General features: G+C 31.9%; 23 protein-coding genes and 2 pseudogenes. 5 read left to right on the forward strand and 20 right to left on the reverse strand.

All coding sequences use genetic code 11. The features are described from left to right. Nucleotide 1 precedes the first annotated feature (1 nt). Nucleotides 2–1,090 (reverse strand): AAA family ATPase, encoded by a 1,089-nt coding sequence (locus tag Q73A0000_RS06640; RefSeq protein ID WP_193813286.1) that lies wholly within the window; start codon nt 1,088–1,090, stop codon nt 2–4. Between the two features lie 150 nt (nt 1,091–1,240). Between Q73A0000_RS06640 and Q73A0000_RS06645 the strand changes: the two genes are divergently transcribed. The 5 genes from Q73A0000_RS06645 to Q73A0000_RS06665 all read left to right on the forward strand — a co-directional run bounded on the left by Q73A0000_RS06645 (nt 1,241) and on the right by Q73A0000_RS06665 (nt 4,797). Next, entirely contained in the window at nt 1,241–2,227 is a 987-nt protein-coding gene (locus tag Q73A0000_RS06645) for a CBASS oligonucleotide cyclase (RefSeq protein WP_193813287.1), read from the forward strand. Between the two features lie 8 nt (nt 2,228–2,235). Next, nucleotides 2,236–2,745: a hypothetical protein gene (locus Q73A0000_RS06650; RefSeq protein WP_193813288.1), complete on the forward strand. Its 510-nt coding sequence runs from the start codon at nt 2,236–2,238 to the stop codon at nt 2,743–2,745. Nucleotides 2,746–2,864: 119 nt separating this feature from the next. Then, entirely contained in the window at nt 2,865–3,632 is a 768-nt protein-coding gene (locus Q73A0000_RS06655) for an AAA family ATPase (RefSeq protein ID WP_244140832.1), read from the forward strand. Beyond that, nucleotides 3,629–4,453 carry a hypothetical protein gene (locus Q73A0000_RS06660; RefSeq protein WP_193813290.1) on the forward strand — a complete coding sequence of 275 codons (825 nt, stop codon included), beginning with the start codon at nt 3,629–3,631 and terminating at the stop codon, nt 4,451–4,453. Before Q73A0000_RS06655 ends, Q73A0000_RS06660 begins: the two co-directional genes overlap by 4 nt. 14 nt (nt 4,454–4,467) lie before the next feature. Continuing rightward, nucleotides 4,468–4,797 carry a hypothetical protein gene (locus Q73A0000_RS06665; protein ID WP_193813291.1) on the forward strand — a complete coding sequence of 110 codons (330 nt, stop codon included), beginning with the start codon at nt 4,468–4,470 and terminating at the stop codon, nt 4,795–4,797. Between the two features lie 370 nt (nt 4,798–5,167). On the opposite strand, the gene Q73A0000_RS06670 is transcribed toward Q73A0000_RS06665, so the two are convergent. From Q73A0000_RS06670 to Q73A0000_RS06765, 19 genes and pseudogenes are all read right to left on the reverse strand, one after another. After that, a complete protein-coding gene (locus Q73A0000_RS06670) occupies nt 5,168–5,632 on the reverse strand; it encodes a hypothetical protein (protein ID WP_193813292.1) in 465 nt (154 codons plus the stop codon). 242 nt (nt 5,633–5,874) lie between these two features. Beyond that, nucleotides 5,875–6,405, reverse strand: coding sequence for a hypothetical protein (locus tag Q73A0000_RS06675; RefSeq protein ID WP_193813293.1), 531 nt, complete (start codon nt 6,403–6,405; stop codon nt 5,875–5,877). An 8-nt stretch (nt 6,406–6,413) separates the two neighbouring features. Next, nucleotides 6,414–6,746 (reverse strand): hypothetical protein, encoded by a 333-nt coding sequence (locus Q73A0000_RS06680; protein WP_208458812.1) that lies wholly within the window; start codon nt 6,744–6,746, stop codon nt 6,414–6,416. A gap of 36 nt (nt 6,747–6,782) precedes the next feature. Further along, nucleotides 6,783–8,411 carry a hypothetical protein gene (locus Q73A0000_RS06685; protein WP_193813295.1) on the reverse strand — a complete coding sequence of 543 codons (1,629 nt, stop codon included), beginning with the start codon at nt 8,409–8,411 and terminating at the stop codon, nt 6,783–6,785. A gap of 204 nt (nt 8,412–8,615) precedes the next feature. Beyond that, nucleotides 8,616–9,164, reverse strand: coding sequence for a recombinase family protein (locus tag Q73A0000_RS06690; RefSeq protein WP_193813296.1), 549 nt, complete (start codon nt 9,162–9,164; stop codon nt 8,616–8,618). 331 nt (nt 9,165–9,495) lie between these two features. Then, complete coding sequence (locus Q73A0000_RS06695) at nt 9,496–9,948, reverse strand: hypothetical protein (RefSeq protein ID WP_193813297.1); 453 nt, start codon at nt 9,946–9,948, stop codon at nt 9,496–9,498. A gap of 19 nt (nt 9,949–9,967) precedes the next feature. Beyond that, on the reverse strand, nt 9,968–11,074 hold the full coding sequence (locus tag Q73A0000_RS06700; protein WP_193813298.1) for a C10 family peptidase: 1,107 nt from the start codon (nt 11,072–11,074) through the stop codon (nt 9,968–9,970). 493 nt (nt 11,075–11,567) lie between these two features. Continuing rightward, nucleotides 11,568–11,957, reverse strand: coding sequence for a hypothetical protein (locus tag Q73A0000_RS06705; protein ID WP_193813299.1), 390 nt, complete (start codon nt 11,955–11,957; stop codon nt 11,568–11,570). A gap of 118 nt (nt 11,958–12,075) precedes the next feature. Then, nucleotides 12,076–13,209 carry an RHS repeat domain-containing protein gene (locus Q73A0000_RS06710; RefSeq protein WP_244140833.1) on the reverse strand — a complete coding sequence of 378 codons (1,134 nt, stop codon included), beginning with the start codon at nt 13,207–13,209 and terminating at the stop codon, nt 12,076–12,078. Nucleotides 13,210–13,574: 365 nt separating this feature from the next. Next, complete coding sequence (locus Q73A0000_RS06715; RefSeq protein ID WP_193813300.1) at nt 13,575–14,006, reverse strand: hypothetical protein; 432 nt, start codon at nt 14,004–14,006, stop codon at nt 13,575–13,577. Continuing rightward, a complete protein-coding gene (locus tag Q73A0000_RS06720; RefSeq protein WP_193813301.1) occupies nt 13,993–14,835 on the reverse strand; it encodes an RHS repeat-associated core domain-containing protein in 843 nt (280 codons plus the stop codon). The genes Q73A0000_RS06715 and Q73A0000_RS06720 overlap by 14 nt, the downstream gene beginning before the upstream one ends. Before the next feature lie 315 nt (nt 14,836–15,150). After that, entirely contained in the window at nt 15,151–15,828 is a 678-nt protein-coding gene (locus tag Q73A0000_RS06725; RefSeq protein ID WP_244140834.1) for a DUF1990 family protein, read from the reverse strand. 1 nt (nt 15,829) lies between these two features. Next, a pseudogene (locus tag Q73A0000_RS17000) lies at nt 15,830–15,937 on the reverse strand (hypothetical protein); the annotation flags it as partial. A gap of 390 nt (nt 15,938–16,327) precedes the next feature. Then, nucleotides 16,328–16,606, reverse strand: a complete 279-nt coding sequence (locus tag Q73A0000_RS06735) for a hypothetical protein (RefSeq protein ID WP_193813302.1) — start codon at nt 16,604–16,606, stop codon at nt 16,328–16,330. A 247-nt stretch (nt 16,607–16,853) separates the two neighbouring features. Then, complete coding sequence (locus Q73A0000_RS06740; protein WP_193813303.1) at nt 16,854–17,720, reverse strand: tyrosine-type recombinase/integrase; 867 nt, start codon at nt 17,718–17,720, stop codon at nt 16,854–16,856. Next, nucleotides 17,689–18,224, reverse strand: a pseudogene (locus Q73A0000_RS17185) (tyrosine-type recombinase/integrase). Before Q73A0000_RS17185 ends, Q73A0000_RS06740 begins: the two are co-directional and overlap by 32 nt. Then, nucleotides 18,221–18,514, reverse strand: a complete 294-nt coding sequence (locus Q73A0000_RS06755) for a phage integrase N-terminal SAM-like domain-containing protein (RefSeq protein WP_193813305.1) — start codon at nt 18,512–18,514, stop codon at nt 18,221–18,223. Before Q73A0000_RS06755 ends, Q73A0000_RS17185 begins: the two are co-directional and overlap by 4 nt. An 87-nt stretch (nt 18,515–18,601) precedes the next feature. Further along, nucleotides 18,602–19,714, reverse strand: coding sequence for a hypothetical protein (locus Q73A0000_RS06760; protein WP_193813306.1), 1,113 nt, complete (start codon nt 19,712–19,714; stop codon nt 18,602–18,604). Continuing rightward, a complete protein-coding gene (locus Q73A0000_RS06765) occupies nt 19,699–20,988 on the reverse strand; it encodes a CHC2 zinc finger domain-containing protein (RefSeq protein ID WP_193813307.1) in 1,290 nt (429 codons plus the stop codon). Before Q73A0000_RS06765 ends, Q73A0000_RS06760 begins: the two co-directional genes overlap by 16 nt. Nucleotides 20,989–21,105 lie beyond the last annotated feature (117 nt).

Consider the following 21,105-nt stretch of genomic DNA (forward strand, 5'->3'; position numbering starts at 1 on the left):
TTTATTTTGTGTTTAGATTATTTCTAACTTGTCTTAAAGATACGTTCATTAGGTGTGCAATCCTTTCCTGAGTGATGCCATTTTCATTTAAGAAAACTGTTAAATCAGCAGGGTTAGAAGTTGAATGATTTACCTCAAATATTTCTATTAGAACATCTTCATAAGACAATATATTCTTATTTTTAATAATTTTTTGTGCAACTATATTATTAAAAAGAGTTTTAATGAAAGATGGTGTTTTTCCCTCTAAATTTTTGATTATTCTATCTAGTTTTTTTTCGTCCTGTAGAAAATCGTTATCTAAATCTTGAATAAATTTCATAATGAGTTTTCCTGTCTCACTATTTGTTGGTAAACCAACTTCAATTACTGTATTAAACCTTCTCCATATTGCTTTGTCAAGGAGTTCTGCATGATTTGTAGCTGCTATTAACAGGTTTGATTTAGAAAATGTGTCAATATTTTGAAGTAAACTATTTATAACTCTTTTAAGTTCTCCTAATTCATACTGATCATCCCGTGCTTTAGCAATCGCATCGAATTCATCTAAAAATAAGATGCAGGGTTTTTCATCTGCATATTCAAATATTTTGCGGATATTCTTTGAAGTATTTCCTAATAAGGAAGAAACAATTGCGTCAAAACGCGCTGTAATTAGAGGCAATCCTGTTTTGGCAGAAATGTATTTAGCAATACTAGTTTTCCCCCCTCCTGGAATTCCGTGTAATAACAATGAGTTTGAAATCTCAAGTCCATTTTTAATCAATTCGTCCTGATGGCTGTAAAGATTAATATAATCTTCTACTTTGTCTGTTATTACTTTTGGTAAAATTATCTCACTATCACTTTTAGAAGGCATACTAATATCCACAATGTTCATTCTGCTCTCCTGATCCACTGGTGCTGCCATAAGTGAATCCATTGATACGATAGATGAAGGTTTACTGTCTAAAGTGTTAAGTATTAACTTGGCTAGTTTGCTGTCGCCATCCTTGTCAAGTTTCTGTGCTAAAATTTTCGAGTAGTTATTAACCTTCTTAAGGTCTTTATTCAATCCTCCTTCGATTATTCTTAATATTTCAGTGTACATTATTTTATTTTATTGTACAAATATATTAATATTTGTGATCTTTTAATCAAAAATCGTAATATATTTTATAAAAATGTTATATTTGCATCTTGAGTTGTACTAATCAAAAAGTACGTCATTATCAATTTAGAAATATTATAATTAAAATTTATGAAATTATCCGATAAAGAATTACAGTTTTTTGTAAACAAAATTAAGCTCCAGCCCGAAAATATGGGAAAGTATAGAGATCAAGTTAATAACCTAAAAGACAAATTAGATAAAAAGATATCTGAAGATGACCGACACGGCTTAAAAGTGGAAAAATATATTATTTCCGGTTCTTGGAAAAAGCGAACCATCTTAAAGCCTTCTGGAGATCACCCAATAGACATTGATCTCGTACTTTTTGTAAAGGGCGATGAAAATATTCATAATGATATTGGAGGTCTTTTTGATTTTATTATTGGCTATTTAGAAGAAATATACCCACAAAAAGATATTTCAAAAGATGTGGATGCTGCAGGAAATACAAAATCTGTTACCATATATTTTTCTGGTTCCGGTTTAAGTTTGGACATAGTTCCAGTGGTGCATTTAAGCACTCCTGAAAATTACGTTTGGCAGCCGAGTAGACATGGTAATGGAAAGAAATACATAACAAGTATATCAAAACAGTTAGGATTTTCCCTTGAAAGAAGACAGGAAAATCCTTCTTATACTGCAATAGTACGATCAATCAAATGGTGGAGAAATTATAGTGAGTTAAAACCTTCAGATAATGAGCCGGGATTATCATCTTTCACAATAGAGTTGATTGTTGCATATTTAGACATTAATATGGGTATTCAAACAAATATAGAAGAAGGCATTATTAGATTTTTTCAATTTGTAAGCACTACAGAATTTCCCGAAATAGTATTTAAAGATTCTATTCGTCAGGTTCCCGCAAGTTATGAATCACATATCTACATTGCGGATAATACAAACAAGGAGAATAATGTTGCTAAAAGAATGACGAAGTCTAAATGGAATGAAATTATAGAAGCAGCTGAAGATGCTTTTGATACTTTAAACTTTGCTCAAGCAAGAAATAATGAGGGAGATACGATCCAAGAGTGGAAAAGAGTTTTCGGTCCAACCTTTAACATTAAATAAATTAAACTATGTACGGAACAAATACAAAAACAAATACTTACACAGTTCTTGATGTAAGAAAGGCATTTGAAAATTGTGAAGCAGATATCAGAACTATTGCCAGACGCACTAATAAGTGGACAATGGATCAGGTTAATATAGTCTTTCATGACATTCTTAAACTTGCTGAAAATGATTATTTAGAATCAGTAAGTATTACTTTAATAAATAATAGTACCAATTTGCCAGTAAAAGCCACAAAATTCATAATAAATGATTTGGGAAAGGCTACAGATAGCGACCGTGCTGGAAAGAATAATGATTGGCCAGATACCGACAATACTTCATTATCAGCAATATTACATTATACACAGAAATGGCATAATCTGAATTCTAATGAAAAAGATAATTTTAAGGAAGAATTAAAATGTAGTTGGAGCAGTTCAAATATAAATAATAATTTTCCACATCTACAACAGACGGATGCGCAGTTATACGCAAGCAATGGATATGAATTACAAAAAAAGAATTTTAAATAATCATGAGCACAATTTTCGATAATATAACAGAACTTCCGAACAGAGAAATTGCCGAAAGAACTAAACACTTAATTGGTTTTGAAGATAAATATAACAGAATATTTTCAAATCTGAAATTATTGTTGGATCAAGAAGGTCTTATTGAGTGGAGTAAAAAATTTCATAAAATCGAACTTCCGGTTATTTCGCAATTAAAGGACAAATATCCTTTAATTATATTAACAGGTGATGCGGGAACAGGTAAAACTGTTTCTGCTGAAGCCATTGCAGATAAAATGTTAAGAGATTTAAAAAAGGACGGTTTTTTTCTAAAGTTAAGTACAAGAGTTAGAGGCGAAGGTCTTCATGGTCAAATGGGAAATTTAGTGAATGATGCCTTTGAAGAACTTAAAAACCAAGCAGGAAAAAAAAGAATAGCATTTCTTTTGATTGATGAGGCTGATGCAATTGCTTCAACGAGATCGACTATGCAGATGCATCAGGAAGAGAAAGCAGCTGTAAATACATTGATTCAAAAAATTGATGAAATCCGTGAATTAAATGGTCGGGCAATATTATTCATGTCCACGAACAGATTGCACTTTCTGGATGAGGCTATTGTGAGAAGGGCTGCAATTATTTTAGAGTTCGAACGTCCAACTTTTGAAGAAAGGGTACTTCTTTTTAAAACTTCGCTTGATGGTGTTGAAATTACAGATAAGGAGTTTAAAGAATTGGCGAACTTATCCGGAGAGGAGCAAAATGATGGACTTGCCTTTTCTTTTTCAGACATACGATTAAGAATATTGCCTGAAGCTGTAGCAAAATGTTTTCCTACAAAGGCTATGGATTATGAAACGATATCTGAAACGATTAAAAAACTTAAACCAAGCCCCAAAATTATATGAAAGATACATTTGCGAAAATAACTCTTCCACTTTTACTGATAATAATAGGTTTTTTTGATAAAGAGAATATTTTTGATTCAGCTTATTTTAGAGGAGGGATAACTATAATATTAACTCTATTTGTAAATTTCTTATATAATAATTGGGGAAAACTTGGATTGTATTTTAATACTAAAATTGTGAATAGAAATAAAGAAATTCGACTTTCTATCTCCTATGTATTTCGAATCCAAGTAGAAAATAAATATCTCTTAATTAAAAGTGGAAAGAGAGATTACTACCAACCAGTTGGTGGATGTTATAAAACATTACCAGGGTCTGAAAAAATTTTTGAAAAATTAGATGTTAAACGTGACAGAAATTTCGAAACAGATAAAGGAATTGCTAAAAATGATTTAAGAGTTCGCGTTAAAGGCAAAAACGTTTTGGATTTTTTTAAATGGTATGAATCTAAAGAAGATAGGGAAACATCTCCTTGGCGAGAGTTCTGCGAGGAACTACTTACTCCAAAAATTTTACCATTACCAGAGTTTAGATATATAGATTATAAATTTAAAAAAACTGTGAAAACACCTATACTAGATTTAGACATGGGTGGAAAAGGAATGTTTATATATGATGTATTTGATCTTTTAATCAATGATGAGCAAAAACCTATTTTAGAAAAATTAAAAGACCAAGGTAATGATGGGAAAGATATTATTTGGGTTACTGACGAAATTATTCAAAGTCTAGGTTATGATGCGGCATCTAAAGAATTTATTCTGGAAATTTCGCCACATACTAAATATGCACAAAATTTAAAATATAATAAATCTTAAAAACTATCAAAACCATGAAAATTATTTTACATACTGATTCCGTAGATAAATTAAGCCAAAGCATTAAGAACAAAATATCAAAAGATCTTCCAACATGGGAAATAAAATTAGATGATAAAAAATTCACAATGTACTTCCACAGCACTAAATCAGGTCAGTGGGAAGATAATTTATTTGTAAAACCATTCAAAAACAGCGATGAAAATCAACTTATATTCTACATTACGAAATCAGATGGTAAAAAAATAGATTTTGAGCCATCCTTTGGCTATCTCATGGGAAGGTTTATAGAAATTTTGATAGTTCATTTCTCTGATAAATATGATAAATTGGAGGTTAGGTAAGTTGATATAATTTGAAATATATTAATGATATTATCTCTTTAGAAAATTGAACAATTTAATGTTTCAAAGTTATAATGGTAATTTTTTTATATTTCTACTTTATAGCATCACAAGATTAAGAGAGAGAGTGAGAGGGGGATTCGAACCCCCTTACTATCATCTTGTAAATTAATTTCGTTTAATCCATCCTACGAGTCGAATTTGTGTATGGCTCCACACAATAGCACCCACTCCGACAATTACGCTTTTAAAGATATTCATAGTTTTAAGTTTTAGACATTCATTAATAAATCGCTCTACAATGAAGCTTACCCAGAATTCTATGCTCGTAATTATATCATAAACTAAATCAACCTGTGTACACAAGCTCTTATATTGATTTTATTAAGTCAATTATTTTTTTTACAGTTGTTTGTTTTACGCTGTCCTTTTTTTCGTAATCATTACTAAATTCTATCCAAAACTCTGCGATGATTTCGTGTTCTTTCGAAAAATCATCTGAAATCATTCTATAAGATGAACCTTTTTGATTTCGACTTCGAGCACAACAAATTAATATGTCAACATCTAAACTAATCATTATTTCAATATTAGATCTCAGATCTATAGCAATATCTCCCGCACTTACTATCCCAACTCTCAATTTTCCGATTATCAAAATTGAAGTAAAATCTATTACCTCATTTTTCTTATTGAACTGCAGACTGTTTTCAGTAACTTTCTTTCCGTTAAATGTATGCTCCTTTTCTGAAATCTTAACTAATTCAGAATACACTAGTCCTGCAGTCGTTGTTTTACCGGAATTCATTGTTCCCCTAATAAGGATAATTTTCATGCGTTTTAATTTCATAAGCAAAAATAAAGAATCGTTATGCTTTCAATTTTGAAAATCTTATAATCTACTCACTGATTTTTTATAGCGATTTTTAGGCTTTCCAGCGAGTGGTAACTATTCTTTTTCTTCCAATTGCCCTAGCTCTATTAGAGGTTTTGAACCTATCTTAATCACATAGATGTTTTCATAAAGAGCATTATAAAATTAAAGAATAAGATCATCTGTAAGCGATTTTCATTTATTTAAAAAGAATATCCTATTCTAAAATGTAAATCTATTTCACCATAATTCCCATAATTAGTTTCGTGGCGAAAACCAAAACCAATGCCTGTTTCATAATTAAAATTTTTACCCAAGTTTCTCCTTATTCCCCATTTTGGAACAATGGAATAACTTTCGATACCTTTTAATCCCTTTTCATTGGAAAAAATAATAGTATCTGGTCTATAATTGAATGCAATACCCCAAAAATTTCCTGAATTGTTTGAGATATCTAGTCCTTTTTCAGTCCTTCTTGTCAAATTGTAATAATTACGTGGTTCTAATCTAAAATTCGGATGCCACTGTGAACCTTGTCCTACAAACCAAGTTGGTTCTATACCTACCTCCGAATGTAAAACTATTGAATTTGATAGTTTGAATTCATTATTTACCCATATGCCAACAAATCCTGTTTGTATATTGAAAATTGATTTTTCAACACTTACTTCGTTGTTTTGTGCATTAGCAAATATAGTTATACTTCCAAAAATTGGAAGAAAAAGTTTTTTCATATTGAATTTTATTGTTTTTTAATTGTCCATGTCCCTGATTCTGAAGATATTTTCCATATGCCAGAAACTGTATTTAGATTTCCAGTTAAAGAAAATCCGGAATTTGATACTGCGTTATTAATGACACCATTATCATAAACCTGCCCAAAAAAGGTTTCACTATAATTGTGCTGTGTCCTAACTACTTCTATATTTCCTGCTTTGTAAACTGTTATTTTTAAACTACCCGAAGAAGTACCCGTATAATCTCCATACCAACTACCTTGGTATGGAGATGTATAATTGCTTAATTCCTCATCAAATATTTTCTGATCGATAATTCTTTGACAGGAAACTGTCACAAAGAATATTGACAATAGAATTAAATATTTCATCACTTAGTTATTTATAGTATTAATCTTACTACCGTGCCATTGTCCATTTCGTTTAGCAATACCGTACATTAATACTCTAAATTCTTGAGGTTTTTTCAGTGCATTACCACTTGTTTCTGGTTTGATATTTCCATTATCAGGGTTTAACGTAAAGCCAACCTGAAACCCCCAATCAAATGATTTTTCGATCTTGCTAGAATTTATTGCATTTCGAAACATTGTCTTCTGGATTAATATTTTGCCGTAAGTGGGGGCTTTATACATATATGTAATATTATTTGCTACAGGCGTCGTATGTCCTAAATTTTGCCACCAGCCACCTAATGCTGGAATTAGATTAGCCCAGAATTGTTGATTGAGTTTATCTGCTGTTAAATTTTTATTTCCTGCCTGTATAGCTTGATTGATATACTGGTTATTTCCATATTGTTCAATTACGATATCATCTTGCAAAATTTTCGGAAAACCCTGTGTTGAGTAGCCTAAAATATTTAATCCGTTTTGCGACCAATTTACTGCTGAATCAAACATCAGACGATTATTGTTGTTGTAAATTGTTGTTATATTGTATTGAGTAGTAGGGTATTGAAAATAAGAAGAATAATCATATGCAAATTGTCCAGAAATAACTCCCAATCTTACTTCTTGGCAATCATCTTGTCTCCAAAACCCAGTCCATCCTTTATATTGATGTTTAATTTTAACCCCTAAATTATAAACCAAATAATAATTATAGTTGTACGCTTTAGTTTTAACCCTATATTTTGATTCATACCTATCTGTACAAATGTCACTATCTCCGAAGATACCATCAAAAAGACCGTTTGTAGGACTACAATTTGGAAGATTATTAATGAAATTAGCCATCTGCTGATTTGGGTCATTAACAGGTGGATTATTGCCTCCGCCAGTAGACCCACCTCCAGTGTTGGTATTGCCTCCATTGGCAGCAATACGATTGGCATTGAAATAGTCAATATCTTCTGTTACAGGGGTTAGTTGTTCTGGAATTTTATTATTTATAAATTCTCCAATAACTTCGGGATCTGTTGGATACAGTAAATCGTCAGAAATATTATTTACAGCCAGATACTCTAACAAATCATTATACTTTTCAGCTTTGACTACAAATAATCCCGCGTCGGTATATTTAAAAATTTCAGCTCCTACTTGAATTTCCGCTCTACTGTCTAAAAACGCAGCATATGCGTCATCGCCTATGATTTCTTCAAGATCATCGATATCATCCTCAATCTCTTCATTATTTTCGATTCTATATGACGCTCCTTTTGAAGCCATAAACCTCTTGTTTGATTTTAGCAGTTCTATTCGTGTAGCCATTTTTTTTGCAATAAGATTTTCATTATCCTTAGTTAAAATAGGTCTTAAAGATATTATGTTCTTACTATCTATATATTTTGCAATTACGTCGTCTTTTGCATCTTTCAATTTATCGTAAGAATCTTGTAAAGATTCTTTATTTGGAAAATATAATCTCCCATTTTTCGTTACCGCACCTTCGATTTGAGCTTGTGGCTGAGTAACATCATTCATAATTAATTCTTCCCTACAAGAATTGAAGGTTGCGAAGGTGCTAATAATAGCAATTCCCAAGAGTTGTTTCTTTATCATAATTTTAAATTTAGTTTGAGACTAATATATTAAAATTTGTTAAATATGGGATTATTTTTCAAAAATATTTACAATTTATAAAAATATTCCCCAAAAACATTTCATTTTAGGTATTAAAGTACAATTATGAAAGGACGCGTCGAGAGCTTTATTACTTTGTCTACATATTATAGACTAAACATATATAAGAATTTGTAGAAGCTTTTATTTGCGATTTAATAACCTATAAACCGTCGCCTTATGTACACTGAAAAGTTCCGCTAATTCAGCAGCCGCTTTTCCCTTCTTGTAAAGTTTAATAATTTCATCTGTTTGTATGGGTTTAAATTTCGGTTTGCGACCCCCAACTCTACCCTGTTCCCTGGCATATTCCAAACCTTTCATGGTGCGTTCTTTGAGCATATTCCGTTCAAACTCTGCAAAAACGCCTACCATTTGCATCATCATTTTTCCTGCTGATGTTGTAGTATCAATAGACTCTGTAAGACTTTTAAAGCCGGCGCCTTTAGCTTCAATTTGATCCATAATGAAAAGCAAATCTTTCAGGGATCTGGAGAGACGATCCAGCTTCCAAACAACAACGGTATCTCCTCTCCGAATATGTTTTAAAAGATCCTGCAGTTTTGGACGTTCCCATCTTCCGCCAGACATTTTTTCTTCAAATATAGTTTCGCATCCGGATTTTTTAAGGGCATCAATTTGAGTGGCGTTATCTTGAAGTTGGGTAGAAACCCGCGCATATCCTATAAGCATAAAATGATAAAATAAAATTCAGAAGTAAATCTACAAATAATTGCAAAAACGTATCGCATTTTAAATTTACTATGCGATAGGTTTTTGCAACCGAAAGAATCAGATATTATTTGATATTTTGAAAGCGTTGCACAAACGAAGGTTTGTACAACGCTTTCAAAATTACGGTGCTATCTCCGAATTGTTGAATAAGAAGTCCTCAGTATTCTAATTATTGACAAATTTACATTGTAGAAATATATTGCAAACAAAAAGTCTTGTAGGAAAAACATACATAAAATCCGTTTCAATATCAATTTGAACGGATTTCATTTAGCAGTATTTTTAACTCTTATTTTATTAAGGTCACAGTCATATGATCTCTATCTGGACAAATTAAATCATCGCCCAAATATACTTTTTCAACTATAGCAGAATTATTATTTTTTGATATTTCTGCCCTCAGTAAATCCTGATTGTTTTCATTCCATTTTACTAACGTAGTCGAGGATAAGGAATCATGTGATCCTAAATTTAAAAAGAGTTTTATAAACTTGTTGCCATTTAAATCAGTTAATAACACATACTTTTTATCCTGCGACGGAGAAGAGGGCTCTTCATAAGTAACCTTAATAGTTTCCTCATTATAGTTTGCGGTTCCAATTAAATTTTTTCCGGCATCGTCATTTACATAGATGTACATTACTGATTCAATTGCAAAATTTGGGTCAACAGTCTTAACACTATCTCTGTCACAGCTTAAAAGCATACTAAATAATACACCAGTATAGATTAAGTTTCTCATTTTAAAAAATATATTGTAGTTAATTTGGAAGATGATATAAATTATAAAAAACCGTTAATTTATCCCTTAAGTCAAGGCCATAAGGGTTTAGCGATGATAAAGAATAATAATCGTTTTGATTGCCGTTCCAACCCCAATTCATATGAAATAGTTGAATTGTCCAGCCACCATCAGCGTCCCACTCACTGTGGGTATAGCTACCATCACAAACCCATGCATGTCCTCCTCCAGTCAGAATTACAGGCTTATTTAAGGCTAAATCGTTCGTTATCCAATTGGCAATCAAATTTGACGTTTTTTTCGCGTTTACATAACCAAAGTGTGCAAAACCACTTTGAATGTTACTTGTTAGGGCTCCCGATTCTTCACAGCCATAATTCATATTAACAGATAATCCTGCATCATGCATCAGTCTGGAAGTTTCACTCGTCCCAAAATCATCAGGCATCCAGGACCAATTGTAATTATTAATACCAGAGTATTCATTATACTTTATTATTTGCGCCATGGCTGTAGCCACACATCCCGTAAGTGTATGTAAACCACAGCTACCAATCGGAGTATAATCGTTATAAGTTTGACCTTGTCCCCATTTTGTGGTGGTTAATGCATCTACGTATGTTGTGATGGAACCAGATGTATCATCCGGTGGTGCGCTAGAAGCTATATCATCCCATGCATTTTCCACCTCTTCACTCTGGGCTGGATTTTCATTCCTAATGTATTCTATTGCTTCAGTCTGTAAACTTAGCCACATTCCTATGCCGTTTTGTGACTTTGCCGAATTGTAATCAAAAGTGTTTTCTTCCGATAAAGCGAGAATAGGATTTAAACGGTTATCCGCAGAAATAATAATGTATCCACCTTCTTGGTAATTTACAGCATAAAAAATGGGTATTCCCTTGCTAATAATAGTTTGTATCGTGCTAATAGTTTTATCAAATACTTTCCCGGTTCTACGGGATTTCGAGAATTTCTCGTTAAAATTTTTGCTAAGCAGAATTTTTTCAATTTGAGTCTTAGATATCAGATGATTTCCTTGTTTTTGTGTAATAAGTAAATCTTCATCATTACGATTACAGGAAATAATAAAAACTAAAAGGGAAAATAGTAGAATTCTTCTCATAGGTATAATTTGTTGTTTTATGTAACCAAATGTAAGTTAATATATTTTGAAACCTATATGTTTTATCCATTTATTTTATGAAAGCCCTAACTAAAATTTGAAAAATTTTAATATGAAATTTACCAGGTAATTGACATAGTCGGTAGCGAGACTGTAATGTTGCAATCTCCAGCGGGAGCAGCGGAGCATTTTTACATATTATGATTCAATAAATTTTTCTAATTTTTTAGGAATAGGAGGAAGTTGATTTTTATGATTCTCAAAAATAATTTCTGTTCCATTGTAATACATTACCGAAGTTTCGTTTCTATCAGAGTTATAAAACCATATTCTATCCTGATTATCAATATAAAAAGTCCATTTAGAATAATTACTAAGATAGAGTTAAAATTCTAAACTAAAATTTGATGGGTTATTTATTATGACCACACGATTCAATCGTGCGGTAGCGGGGGCACGGATTGCAAATCCGCGCTATCGAGTTTCTCGTAATCTACTCTTTAATATATTTTTTTAATTCAATAAAATGAATATCTGTTTTCAACTTTTCTGGGACTTTTTTTATAAGCTCTTTTATTTCAGCTTTAGTATAAAAATTTTTAAGAAAATTAAGTCTTTTTAAACCACTTTGAGTATTAATAAATTCTTCAGCTAATTTTTTATTTTTGTCTACCATGTATACTTTCGCTATACTATCTAATGCTTTTCCCATTACTTCATCAGAAAGTTTATAAGCATTTTTTTTTATAAAATTCTGATTTTCATCCTTATATTCTTGAATTAATTTGTCATTTTCAATTTTAAATTTTTCATCTGTTTGGCTATTACTGTTGCATGAAATAAGTACAAAGTAAGATGCTGATAATATAAGTATTAGTTTCATTGTTAATTAAATTTAAATGGAAAAGCATTGGTATAATTACAATCATTTTGGTAAAATAATTATACACAGATATTAATTCTTTTTCGAGTTATAAAATTTATATATAATAATTTTTCTATCATTTTTTAGATTTTAAGATTTCTTTAAATGCCTCACCAGCTTCTTGACTCGCCCAATCACCAACTTGTTTAAAAAACTCTTTAAATACAGAATTAGAATTTTCTTTATCTGCTGTACTACTTTTATCATTGTGAAGACCAATAATTTCTTGTCTCACAAAGACTTTAGAGGTCATATTACCAGCTAAAGAATGATACGATTTAGTATCATTACTTAAAACCTTTTCTGAACTAAAATCTCCACTTTTAACAAATCTAAATTTACTATCAGTAATTTTTTCCCACGAAGTTGAAATTTTTATACCCTTGTCAAATGAAAACCCATTGGGAGTATGTGTTTTTTCAATTCCTGTTTCCTGTTTTACGTTAAGGTATCCATTGCCATCCATAAATTCTTGCGCATTGGTAATCTTAACGACATTCATGTCTAAAATATTCGAACCACCTGGGGCTTCAACTCTACTTCCAAATGCATCATTTGCTCCTAAATTTTCATAATCACCTGCATTGCCAGTGACCCCGGATTGACTTAAACCTTTTGTGGTCATTTCGCCATGTACATCTTTAACAAAAAACAATTCGTTTGTTTTTGTATTATGAAACCAATCTGTCCCTTCACGACCATCTGGATCTATGAACCTAACAGGGTTATCAAAAGCATAGTTGTAAACACTATGACGCGTCATTTTCTCCGCCAGTGGGTCAACAACTCCCCATCTACCGATATCCGGCATGTACATTCTTGCGCCGTAGTCGTACATTCCAGTCTCCTGAAGTTCCTTGCCGTTGTATTTATAATTGTACGGTACACTTAAAGGATCATAATAGGAATTAGTATTATTTTTAATAAAACTCATCCCAAAAGGATAATAATCATTGCTGTCCATTATTCTCAAAGAACTTCCTTCTTTCACATAACTCACGCGCATATTTCCCAAATGATCTTTGTACTGATAAATGTACCGAAAATTTTCATAATCGTAAAATCCTTCCGCTGTTGGGAAAAAAGATAAGATCATATTTTCCTGCTGCGGATACCCGGGAACTGCAATGCTCCTTTCCTCCAAAGCAGAAAAAGTTTCTTCATTACCCGCTCTGGACATACATACCGTGCTGTCATCCTGTTCTTCCAAAGCCAGTCTTAAAGGTTCAACATTCGGCGTGGAATACTGGAAGCCGTCTAAATATTCGGTATTGATCAGGTTTGTTCCGCTTTGGTTTCACCAAGGTGTACGCTTTTTTTAATTTTACACCATCTGCGCGGTAAACAAAACTGCTGGTATTACCTTTTTGTTCAATTGTTGTGGGAAGGTTTAGGAAATTGTAGTTAATTGTAGAAATTCCTCATCAGGTTTAAAGTTGCACAATATTAGAAAGAAAAGCGCCTAAAAGGGCATTGCTCTTTCAAGTTCCATGTTTAATATTCAGAACACAAAAATATTCTTCAATTAATGAAAATAAAAAAAACCGCCTCAAATTATTTCTTGAGACGGATTCTTTATTTATTAATCTTAATTTTGACTGTTGGCGGATTATCTTTCTCGTATTTATCATACAATCCTATATTTGTAACAGATGAACAGTTTTTTACATCTTCAATATTAAAAGATTGGGATACATCATTTATCGTTTGATTTATTATATAACATCCATTTTTTGCATTTGGGATAAAATCAACAACTATAAATCGTACTTCCTTTAACATATTCGGAATTAAATATTCTTGATCTGCAATAACTAATGATAAATTTTTTTCGCATTTTTTTCTTTCAAATGAAAATAAATTATCTGCATTTTTCTTTAAAATAGAATTCCCTTTTCTTATACTTTCAGAATTGAAATTTTTTAAAATTATTTTTATTTCCTGCCCTTTTAGAGGGAAAAATGACAAACAAAACAGAAAAAATAGATTTTTATTATTTAGTATCATAATGTGATATTCTTAAAGGACTTTCTCCATTACTAATGTTTTTTAAAGCCTGATTATGAAAATAAACATTTTCGACTCCAGATCCGCTAGACTTATTTAGGTTTCCATTCTTGATATAATCCAATCCGTGATCCAACATTTCGTGAAAAAATGCCGAACTTGCACTCGGAACTGTTAATTGTCCTTTTTCACCCTGTATTTGTAAAGAACTAATTTTAGACCTATTCATAACTACATAACCATACCCCTGCTTAGTTTTATCATACTTTCCAGGTGCCCAAAATAATGCTCCACCAGTATTAGATACATTTAAATCAGCTGTAGCATCCATTTTTTGCCATCCTTCTCTTTTAGGAACTCCATTTTCATCCATAGCAAACCTCTCTTTTCCATCTTCGGTTTTCTCCATAACAAAGCCTGGTTCATAAATATTGACTGTAAATTCATTTGAATCCTTATTAGAAAGGACTTCTATGGTTTTATCTTTATCATCAACTACACTTGTTAATCCATTTGCCAAAGATTTTTGTTCATCATTAAAACCTTTTGAAAGTTTTTTAAATGATGAATTTTTGTATCCTAATTCACCTTTTTTGTTGAAATAGAATCCATTATTTTCACCTAACTGATTGGTAATATATGCTAAAATTGTTTTTTGTGTTTCTTCGTCAGTGGATACAACCCTTCTTCCATCTGGATCTTTGTAATAAATTGGATTGTTAAGAGTATAATTATAAGGTGTATTTGTATGATACAAAAGAGCAAAAGGGTCAATTTGCCCCCATCTTCCAATATCCGGCATGTACATTCTTGCTCCATAATCATACATTCCGGTTTCTTGTAATTCCTTACCGTTGTATTTATAGTTAAACGAAAGGGGTCGTGTTAGTTTATTTCTTAAAAAATTTAATTAGTTTTATTATTAATAAAATTATCAATGTTGGAACTAAAAAGAAGAGCAGCGTGTAAGAAACCCATCCTGCTGTAATTGTGTGATTCATCTCAAAGAAATATACTACTACTGAATAAATAAAAAGTAATCCAACTAATAATAGTAAAAAATTAATATACTTTTGGGGCCTAATAATCAACCATAATACTACAGCAAATATTAACGGAATCAATATTGTAAAAATATAGAACATTATTTTTTTTCTTCTTTTTTAGGTTCAGTAACGGTAGTTTTATTTAAAACCTCTTGTCCTCCTAAGAATTTACTTATATTTCCTAGTACTTCCTGCCACGACTGTTTTTGTTGTTCTCGTGCATAATTTTCCCCTTTACTAGTTGATTTGAGTACGCCCATATCTACATCTGATTTACTTGTAATAGTAAATCCTATTTTACCATCATCATATTGCGTAATATTAAATTGAATTATTCCTTTTTCAATATGACCCTCCATTGTCTGAAACGTTGCTTGTAAATTATTTTTACTTTCGTTAATATCCATTATTTTAACAAAAGAATTATTTAAAGGTCCGTTTATATCTATTTTAATGAAATTTCCTGTCTTGAAGTCAGATGATGTACCATTTCCATCAACAGGGTGATTAAATGTTGCTTTAGAGTTTGATAGAAAATCCTCAGGATTTTGTGAAAAATCAGATTTAAGTTTACTAAAAGATTGTTGAGAATTTTGAACTACAACTTGATACTTTTGAAATTGAGCGTCTGAACTAGGCGTCTTTAAGTCAAGTTTTCTTGGCTGTAAAAAAGAACTCATAATATATTCTGCCTCGAGACCTTCTATTTTCCCTATGAGCAACCACTTTATTTTCAGAAAAAGCATAAGTGCTATTAAAAGGATATTTTTCTGCAAGCGGATCTATGTTGAAGAACCTTCCCACATCAGGCATATATTGTCTCCACTTAAATGCATAGAATCCAGTCTCTTGAAGTTCTTGTTCCTGAAACTTATAATTGTATATCCCCGCTCTACTTTTTCAGATTTGCCTACTCAAGGTTTTTTCGTGCGAGGCTTTACACTATGAACTTCTCCTCTTGCTCGCTTTTGTAAAGATAAATATTTTTTCTTTTTCAATTGAAAATAAATATTCGGGATTTTAGAACGATTTTTTGCGTCACAACTTTTTCCAAGGCTATAAAATAACTTCGCGTCATAATAACCCGTGCTGATTTACAGTGTTTTAGGATCTAGTTAAGCAAACCCGATTTCGCTTCGGTACAAGGTTATATTTGTCAGATAAGTTTAAAAAATAAATATTTAATATTATGGATTTAGTAATTTGTTTTGTAGTTGTGATGATCGTTTTGCTTATTGTCAGCAATAACATTGGAAAAGAAAAAAAGTGATTCTATTAAAAATCGTTGTTGTCGCTGTTGTAAATGTGGGATTGTGGCAAAAATAGGTGTAGGATCCGGCGGTGGCTTTTTCCACAAATCCACATTTCTTTTCTTTCTGCAACTGCTTTTCTTTTGATTACTGCATTAAAGCGTTGGCGCATTTTGTCCTTATTCCGGGTGGTTGTAGCGTGGGCAAAAAAGTCTTTTTTTACGTTGGATAAGTAAGGGGAAAGAAGTGGCAAAAAGCGGTGGCGCAAAAGGGCTTTGCCCGTTGCAGGGAAAGCATTTAGCATAATCTCAAATTATAGGCAAAGATGGTGCTGGTTTGCCTGTAACGAAGCTTCAGCGGAGTGGAAGGCAACGGTGTAGCGTTGGCACTTGCGTATAATTTCTATTATGTTATTTGCTGTGGCTCTTCAAGCGTTGGACAAGGTTTTGGAAAGTGGCTGGAAAAATGTCTTTTTTTATTTGGCGGGCGGGATATTTAATTCAAAATGCAAGCGTTGGACTTTCTTGGCTCTTGGTTCTTTTTCTTGACTCCTATTTGATTGGATGGAACTGGTTGATCGCTGATTGCAGGGCTTCAATTCCTGTTTCCCGATACTTTTCAGTCGTGTCGGCGTGTTTGTGTCCGGCAAAATATTGGACTTTCCTTAAGTTCTCGCCCTGGTCTAATTTCAGTTTTATAACACTTTGGCGGATTTTTACGCTCGTGATTTTCTTTGTAAACGACTTCTGATAAGTTGATATAAGATAATTAATGTCATCATTTGTAATTTTTGAACCGAGTTTATTCAATAGAAAAATAGAAGTTTTTAGTATTTGGTTTTTAGATAAAAGTTCTCTTTCTTCCTTTAGATATTGATAAAATAATAAGATTTGTTCGGCTTTTAAATTCAGGATTCTTTCGTTGGTAATTCCTGTTTTTTGGATTTTTATTTTAGCATTTTTTAGGTCTAAATCTTCTATCTTTAATCGTTCAATATCACCCACCAAAAGTGCTTGGTTGACGATTAAACTCATAATTATAAAGTTTCTTTTTTTAAGCATTGGATAACGCTCTTTTCGGGGTTCTAACAGTTGTTGCAATTCTTTTTCCGTGAGCAGTTCCTGCAACTGTACCGGGTTTTCCTTTCCGTCCCTGATCTTAATGTTCTTTGCAGGATTGTAGGTGATCTGTCCTGTTTCCACTAAATAATCATAGTATTTTTTAAGAGCGTAAATCGTTCTGTTGATGCTTTGGGGATTGTAGTTTTTCCGCAGTAATTCTACATATTCCATTAAATTCTGATAGTTCAGTTTTTCAGGATTTTTGTAATGTTTCCTAAACTTCTCTATCTCATAAAGATAACTTTTTAAAGTTTTTTCTGTGAGTTCATTTTGTAGATAGGTTTGTAGATTCTCCATAAATTCTGGTATAAATTTGGGTTGTTCCAAGGCATTCATGGCCAAGAAAATCTCTTACTTTTTCAAGTTCCATTCCCTGGTTCAGAAGTTGGGTCGCAATGGTATGGCGAAGACAATGAAGCGTAAAACCTTGATTATTTAATCCTGTTTTTTTAAGTAAATATTTGAACTCTATATAAATTCTTTCCGATGTGATATTTATTAGTTTTTCAGTTTTATTTCCTTTCTTTTTCAATTGAAGTAAAAATTTTAGGTCTTCTTTAACTTGCTTTGTAAATGGGATTACCCTTCGTTTTTACCTTTTCCTTTTTTGATATACATTAAACAATTTTCCAAATCAATATCTTTTATATTCAGTTCTGATGCTTCATTCCGGCGCAGTCCACAACCATAACATAAGTGTAGGATAATGAGTTGTAAGGGACTGCTTTTTTCATATAGTTTTTTGATTTCCTCCGGACTAAATATTTTCCTTTCCTCATATTTTGGGGATTTTATTTTCAGTTGATAGGGACTCGTTTTATTGCCCCAGTTCTTTGCAGATAATCAAAATACATTCTAATAGACCGCATTTTTCCTGCAATGGCACTTTGACTTAAATCCATCTTTGTAACCCGGCTTTTGGTAGTTTTTAAGACCTCAAAATAGTTTAAAACATCTTCTGAAGTAATACTGATTTTTTCCTTTTTAGAATAATTCAAAAACCTTTTAATCTCTTTTGGATAGGTATTTACAACGGTTTCACAATAACCTAAATTCTGTAATTCTTTTCTAAATATATAAAGATCTTCCATATTCTATGATGCTTTTGCTTACTCAATATATTCAGTTTTTCCGAACGCCAGATATTTAAAGTAGTTAATTAATTGATAATTAATAATTTAAACCATCGTAGGTTGTGCTTTAGCGTTCGCTTGGCTTCCGTTTAGTGTTCGCTTGCGCTCGGTAGCGTTCAGTTTTAATTCATCAACTTGCTTGGCAAAGGCTTCTTTTAGTTCCTTTCTAACTTTCTGAATATTATCACTATAAGAGATTTTATACCTAAATCCCTTGTTCGCAAAACCAATTTGCTTTAAATATTCTAACCTTACTAAATCATTGAGATAAAACTGCAATTGGGTTTTCTTAAATCCTGTGACTTCCATGGCATCAAAACGGGTAAAACTTTCTTCTTTAAAGGCTTTCTTTAACTGCTCAAAAAACTGTCTTAAACTGCCGTCTAATTCATCAATCTTTAAAATAATACTCTCGAATAATATTTCTACTGCATTCTCAATATCTTCAATTTCTGTTATTAAAAAACCCTCTTTTGTTTCTCTCTGATATTGATGGATAATAGTAATTTGCTTAATAATGGCTTGGAACATTTCATTTAAACGCCTTTTATTTTTTACATTATTGGGCAACTGTATTTGGGTTGCATAGGGATTAATCACATCGTAATGCTTTAAGTTTCTGATGATTTTCTGTATAAAACCTATTGCTTTTTCTTGAGTGCTTTTATCAATCTCTCCTGCATTTCTGCGGTTCTGATAGGATATTATTTTCTCTGTTTGTTCCTCGCTTTCGTTGATTGCCACAATAAAACTTCTATTCATATTATCCTCGTACAATTCGCCTTTTGTAGTTGCAGAAAGTGAAGAGAACTGTCCTTTTACGATTTTATGGGAAGATTTGTTGTTTCCTTTTTTATCTTTTATGGTTACCGAACTTCTCAACACTTGGTTGGAAATAAATTCTCTCAATGCATACAATGCATCTTCTTTTAATCCGTCTAAATCTTCAATGATTATTATCTTTTGGAATAAATCAAACTCTCCCCAATTATACAAACTGCTTTCTGTAATTCTTGTAAATCGAAGCACGTCTTCTTGTGGCATTAAATCCGCTATTCTACTGATAATATGGGTTTTTCCGCTTCCGCTTGAACCTTGTACTATTCCGTGTAACGGACTTTTATTGAGGTAACTTATTGTTATTAAAAATAATAACAATCTGCTGTTTTCTTCGCCAATAATTCCGATTTTTCTATGAGTTTATTTAATGATTTTAGTAATTCTTTTTGCTGTAAAAAGTCGGTTGGGTTGCTCACAGATTTCACAGGCTTTTCTTCCGTAATCTCGACTGGATTCAAACCCGTAACCCTCTCTTTAACTTCTTCAATTTCATTTGAAAAAATAAATTTTGCCTCATTTTTACTATTTTTTTCAATAAGGTTCGGCGATTGCAAAGCAATTCTTTCCTCTAAAAGCTTGGTAAATATTTCTTCATCGTGTAACTGCAACGTTTCATTTACATCATTATTCGGTAATTCTACAGTAGAGATTTTAAATTTTGGATTATAGATTTTAAATTCATTTGCATACTTTTCAACCGCTTTTTTTCCTGCATCGTCTTGATCAAAACAGAAAATAATTTCTTCCAGTTCGGATAAATTTTTGATTGAGTGTAAGATTTCTTCATTCAATCCATTCGTTCCAAAACAACTTATCAAGCTGTAGTTATCTCGGATTTCTTTTATCTGAAGTAAACTTGCGCAATCGATTATTGCTTCCGTTAAAATCAGTTTCTTGGTTTCTTTCCTGGGATAATTTGGATAAAGTCCGGAACGATTTTTTAGATAATAATGTTTTGCTTTATCATCGTTTAGGATTGAGCGGAAGTACAATCCTGTAACTTCATTCTTCTGATTTCTGAGCGCAAAACAAATGCACCATTTCGCAAAAGGACTGTAACCTTTTTCTCCTGTTCTGCTGTTAATTAATCCTTTATCTTGCAATAATCCAACTTCTAAAGCTTGTTTTAATAATTCTTCCGTTTTCCTTTCTCCGTGGTGGAATTGGGCAGAGTTGTAACCAACCTCGATTCTCGTAAAATCTAATCCTCTTTTTTCTAAATATTCCTTTGCAGGTTTTGAGTTATTAATTGCATTTCTAAAATATTGGAACATATTATTTAAAAACCGTTCCTTGCTGATTGTTGGATTTTCAGAATTTGGATTTATAATTTCCTGTGCTTTCCTTATCGCTTCGTGTTTCGTTAAGTTTTCTTTGTGCATTATAAAATCGATCACATCCATACTTTTGCCGTGTGTCTTGCAATTAGTGCTAAAACAATAAGCCGTTTGCGTTTTGTAATAGATCTGCATACTTGGTGTTTTATCCTCGTGGAACGGACAACACATTTTTGCATTCTTATCGGGTTTTAATCCGTAGTACTGCAAAACTGTAGAGATGGATAATTGGGATTTGATTGCGGTAATCTCCATAAACAAAGGATTAAAATTATTTTTAGTCTTTTTGACTATTGCAAAGTTATAAAATAATTAATTATTTGACAATTATAAAAGGTCAAAAAGTTTATATATTGTTTTTAAATATACTAA

Source organism: Kaistella flava (ex Peng et al. 2021) (assembly GCF_015191005.1).
Lineage (GTDB): Bacteria > Bacteroidota > Bacteroidia > Flavobacteriales > Weeksellaceae > Kaistella > Kaistella flava.

What these genes read in the sequence shown, in the direction of transcription:
- Q73A0000_RS06765 (WP_193813307.1), bottom strand. Translation starts at nt 20,988, where the DNA reads ATGGAGATTACCGCAATCAAATCCCAATTATCCATCTCTACAGTTTTG.
- Q73A0000_RS06715 (WP_193813300.1), bottom strand. Translation starts at nt 14,006, where the DNA reads ATGATACTAAATAATAAAAATCTATTTTTTCTGTTTTGTTTGTCATTT.
- Q73A0000_RS06640 (WP_193813286.1), bottom strand. Translation starts at nt 1,090, where the DNA reads ATGTACACTGAAATATTAAGAATAATCGAAGGAGGATTGAATAAAGAC.
- Q73A0000_RS06670 (WP_193813292.1), bottom strand. Translation starts at nt 5,632, where the DNA reads ATGAAAATTATCCTTATTAGGGGAACAATGAATTCCGGTAAAACAACG.
- Q73A0000_RS06690 (WP_193813296.1), bottom strand. Translation starts at nt 9,164, where the DNA reads ATGCTTATAGGATATGCGCGGGTTTCTACCCAACTTCAAGATAACGCC.
- Q73A0000_RS06705 (WP_193813299.1), bottom strand. Translation starts at nt 11,957, where the DNA reads ATGAAACTAATACTTATATTATCAGCATCTTACTTTGTACTTATTTCA.
- Q73A0000_RS06735 (WP_193813302.1), bottom strand. Translation starts at nt 16,606, where the DNA reads ATGCTAAATGCTTTCCCTGCAACGGGCAAAGCCCTTTTGCGCCACCGC.
- Q73A0000_RS06755 (WP_193813305.1), bottom strand. Translation starts at nt 18,514, where the DNA reads ATGGAAGATCTTTATATATTTAGAAAAGAATTACAGAATTTAGGTTAT.
- Q73A0000_RS06740 (WP_193813303.1), bottom strand. Translation starts at nt 17,720, where the DNA reads ATGGAGAATCTACAAACCTATCTACAAAATGAACTCACAGAAAAAACT.
- Q73A0000_RS06660 (WP_193813290.1), top strand. Translation starts at nt 3,629, where the DNA reads ATGAAAGATACATTTGCGAAAATAACTCTTCCACTTTTACTGATAATA.
- Q73A0000_RS06685 (WP_193813295.1), bottom strand. Translation starts at nt 8,411, where the DNA reads ATGATAAAGAAACAACTCTTGGGAATTGCTATTATTAGCACCTTCGCA.
- Q73A0000_RS06675 (WP_193813293.1), bottom strand. Translation starts at nt 6,405, where the DNA reads ATGAAAAAACTTTTTCTTCCAATTTTTGGAAGTATAACTATATTTGCT.
- Q73A0000_RS06720 (WP_193813301.1), bottom strand. Translation starts at nt 14,835, where the DNA reads ATGTATGATTATGGAGCAAGAATGTACATGCCGGATATTGGAAGATGG.
- Q73A0000_RS06695 (WP_193813297.1), bottom strand. Translation starts at nt 9,948, where the DNA reads ATGAGAAACTTAATCTATACTGGTGTATTATTTAGTATGCTTTTAAGC.
- Q73A0000_RS06645 (WP_193813287.1), top strand. Translation starts at nt 1,241, where the DNA reads ATGAAATTATCCGATAAAGAATTACAGTTTTTTGTAAACAAAATTAAG.
- Q73A0000_RS06650 (WP_193813288.1), top strand. Translation starts at nt 2,236, where the DNA reads ATGTACGGAACAAATACAAAAACAAATACTTACACAGTTCTTGATGTA.
- Q73A0000_RS06665 (WP_193813291.1), top strand. Translation starts at nt 4,468, where the DNA reads ATGAAAATTATTTTACATACTGATTCCGTAGATAAATTAAGCCAAAGC.
- Q73A0000_RS06700 (WP_193813298.1), bottom strand. Translation starts at nt 11,074, where the DNA reads ATGAGAAGAATTCTACTATTTTCCCTTTTAGTTTTTATTATTTCCTGT.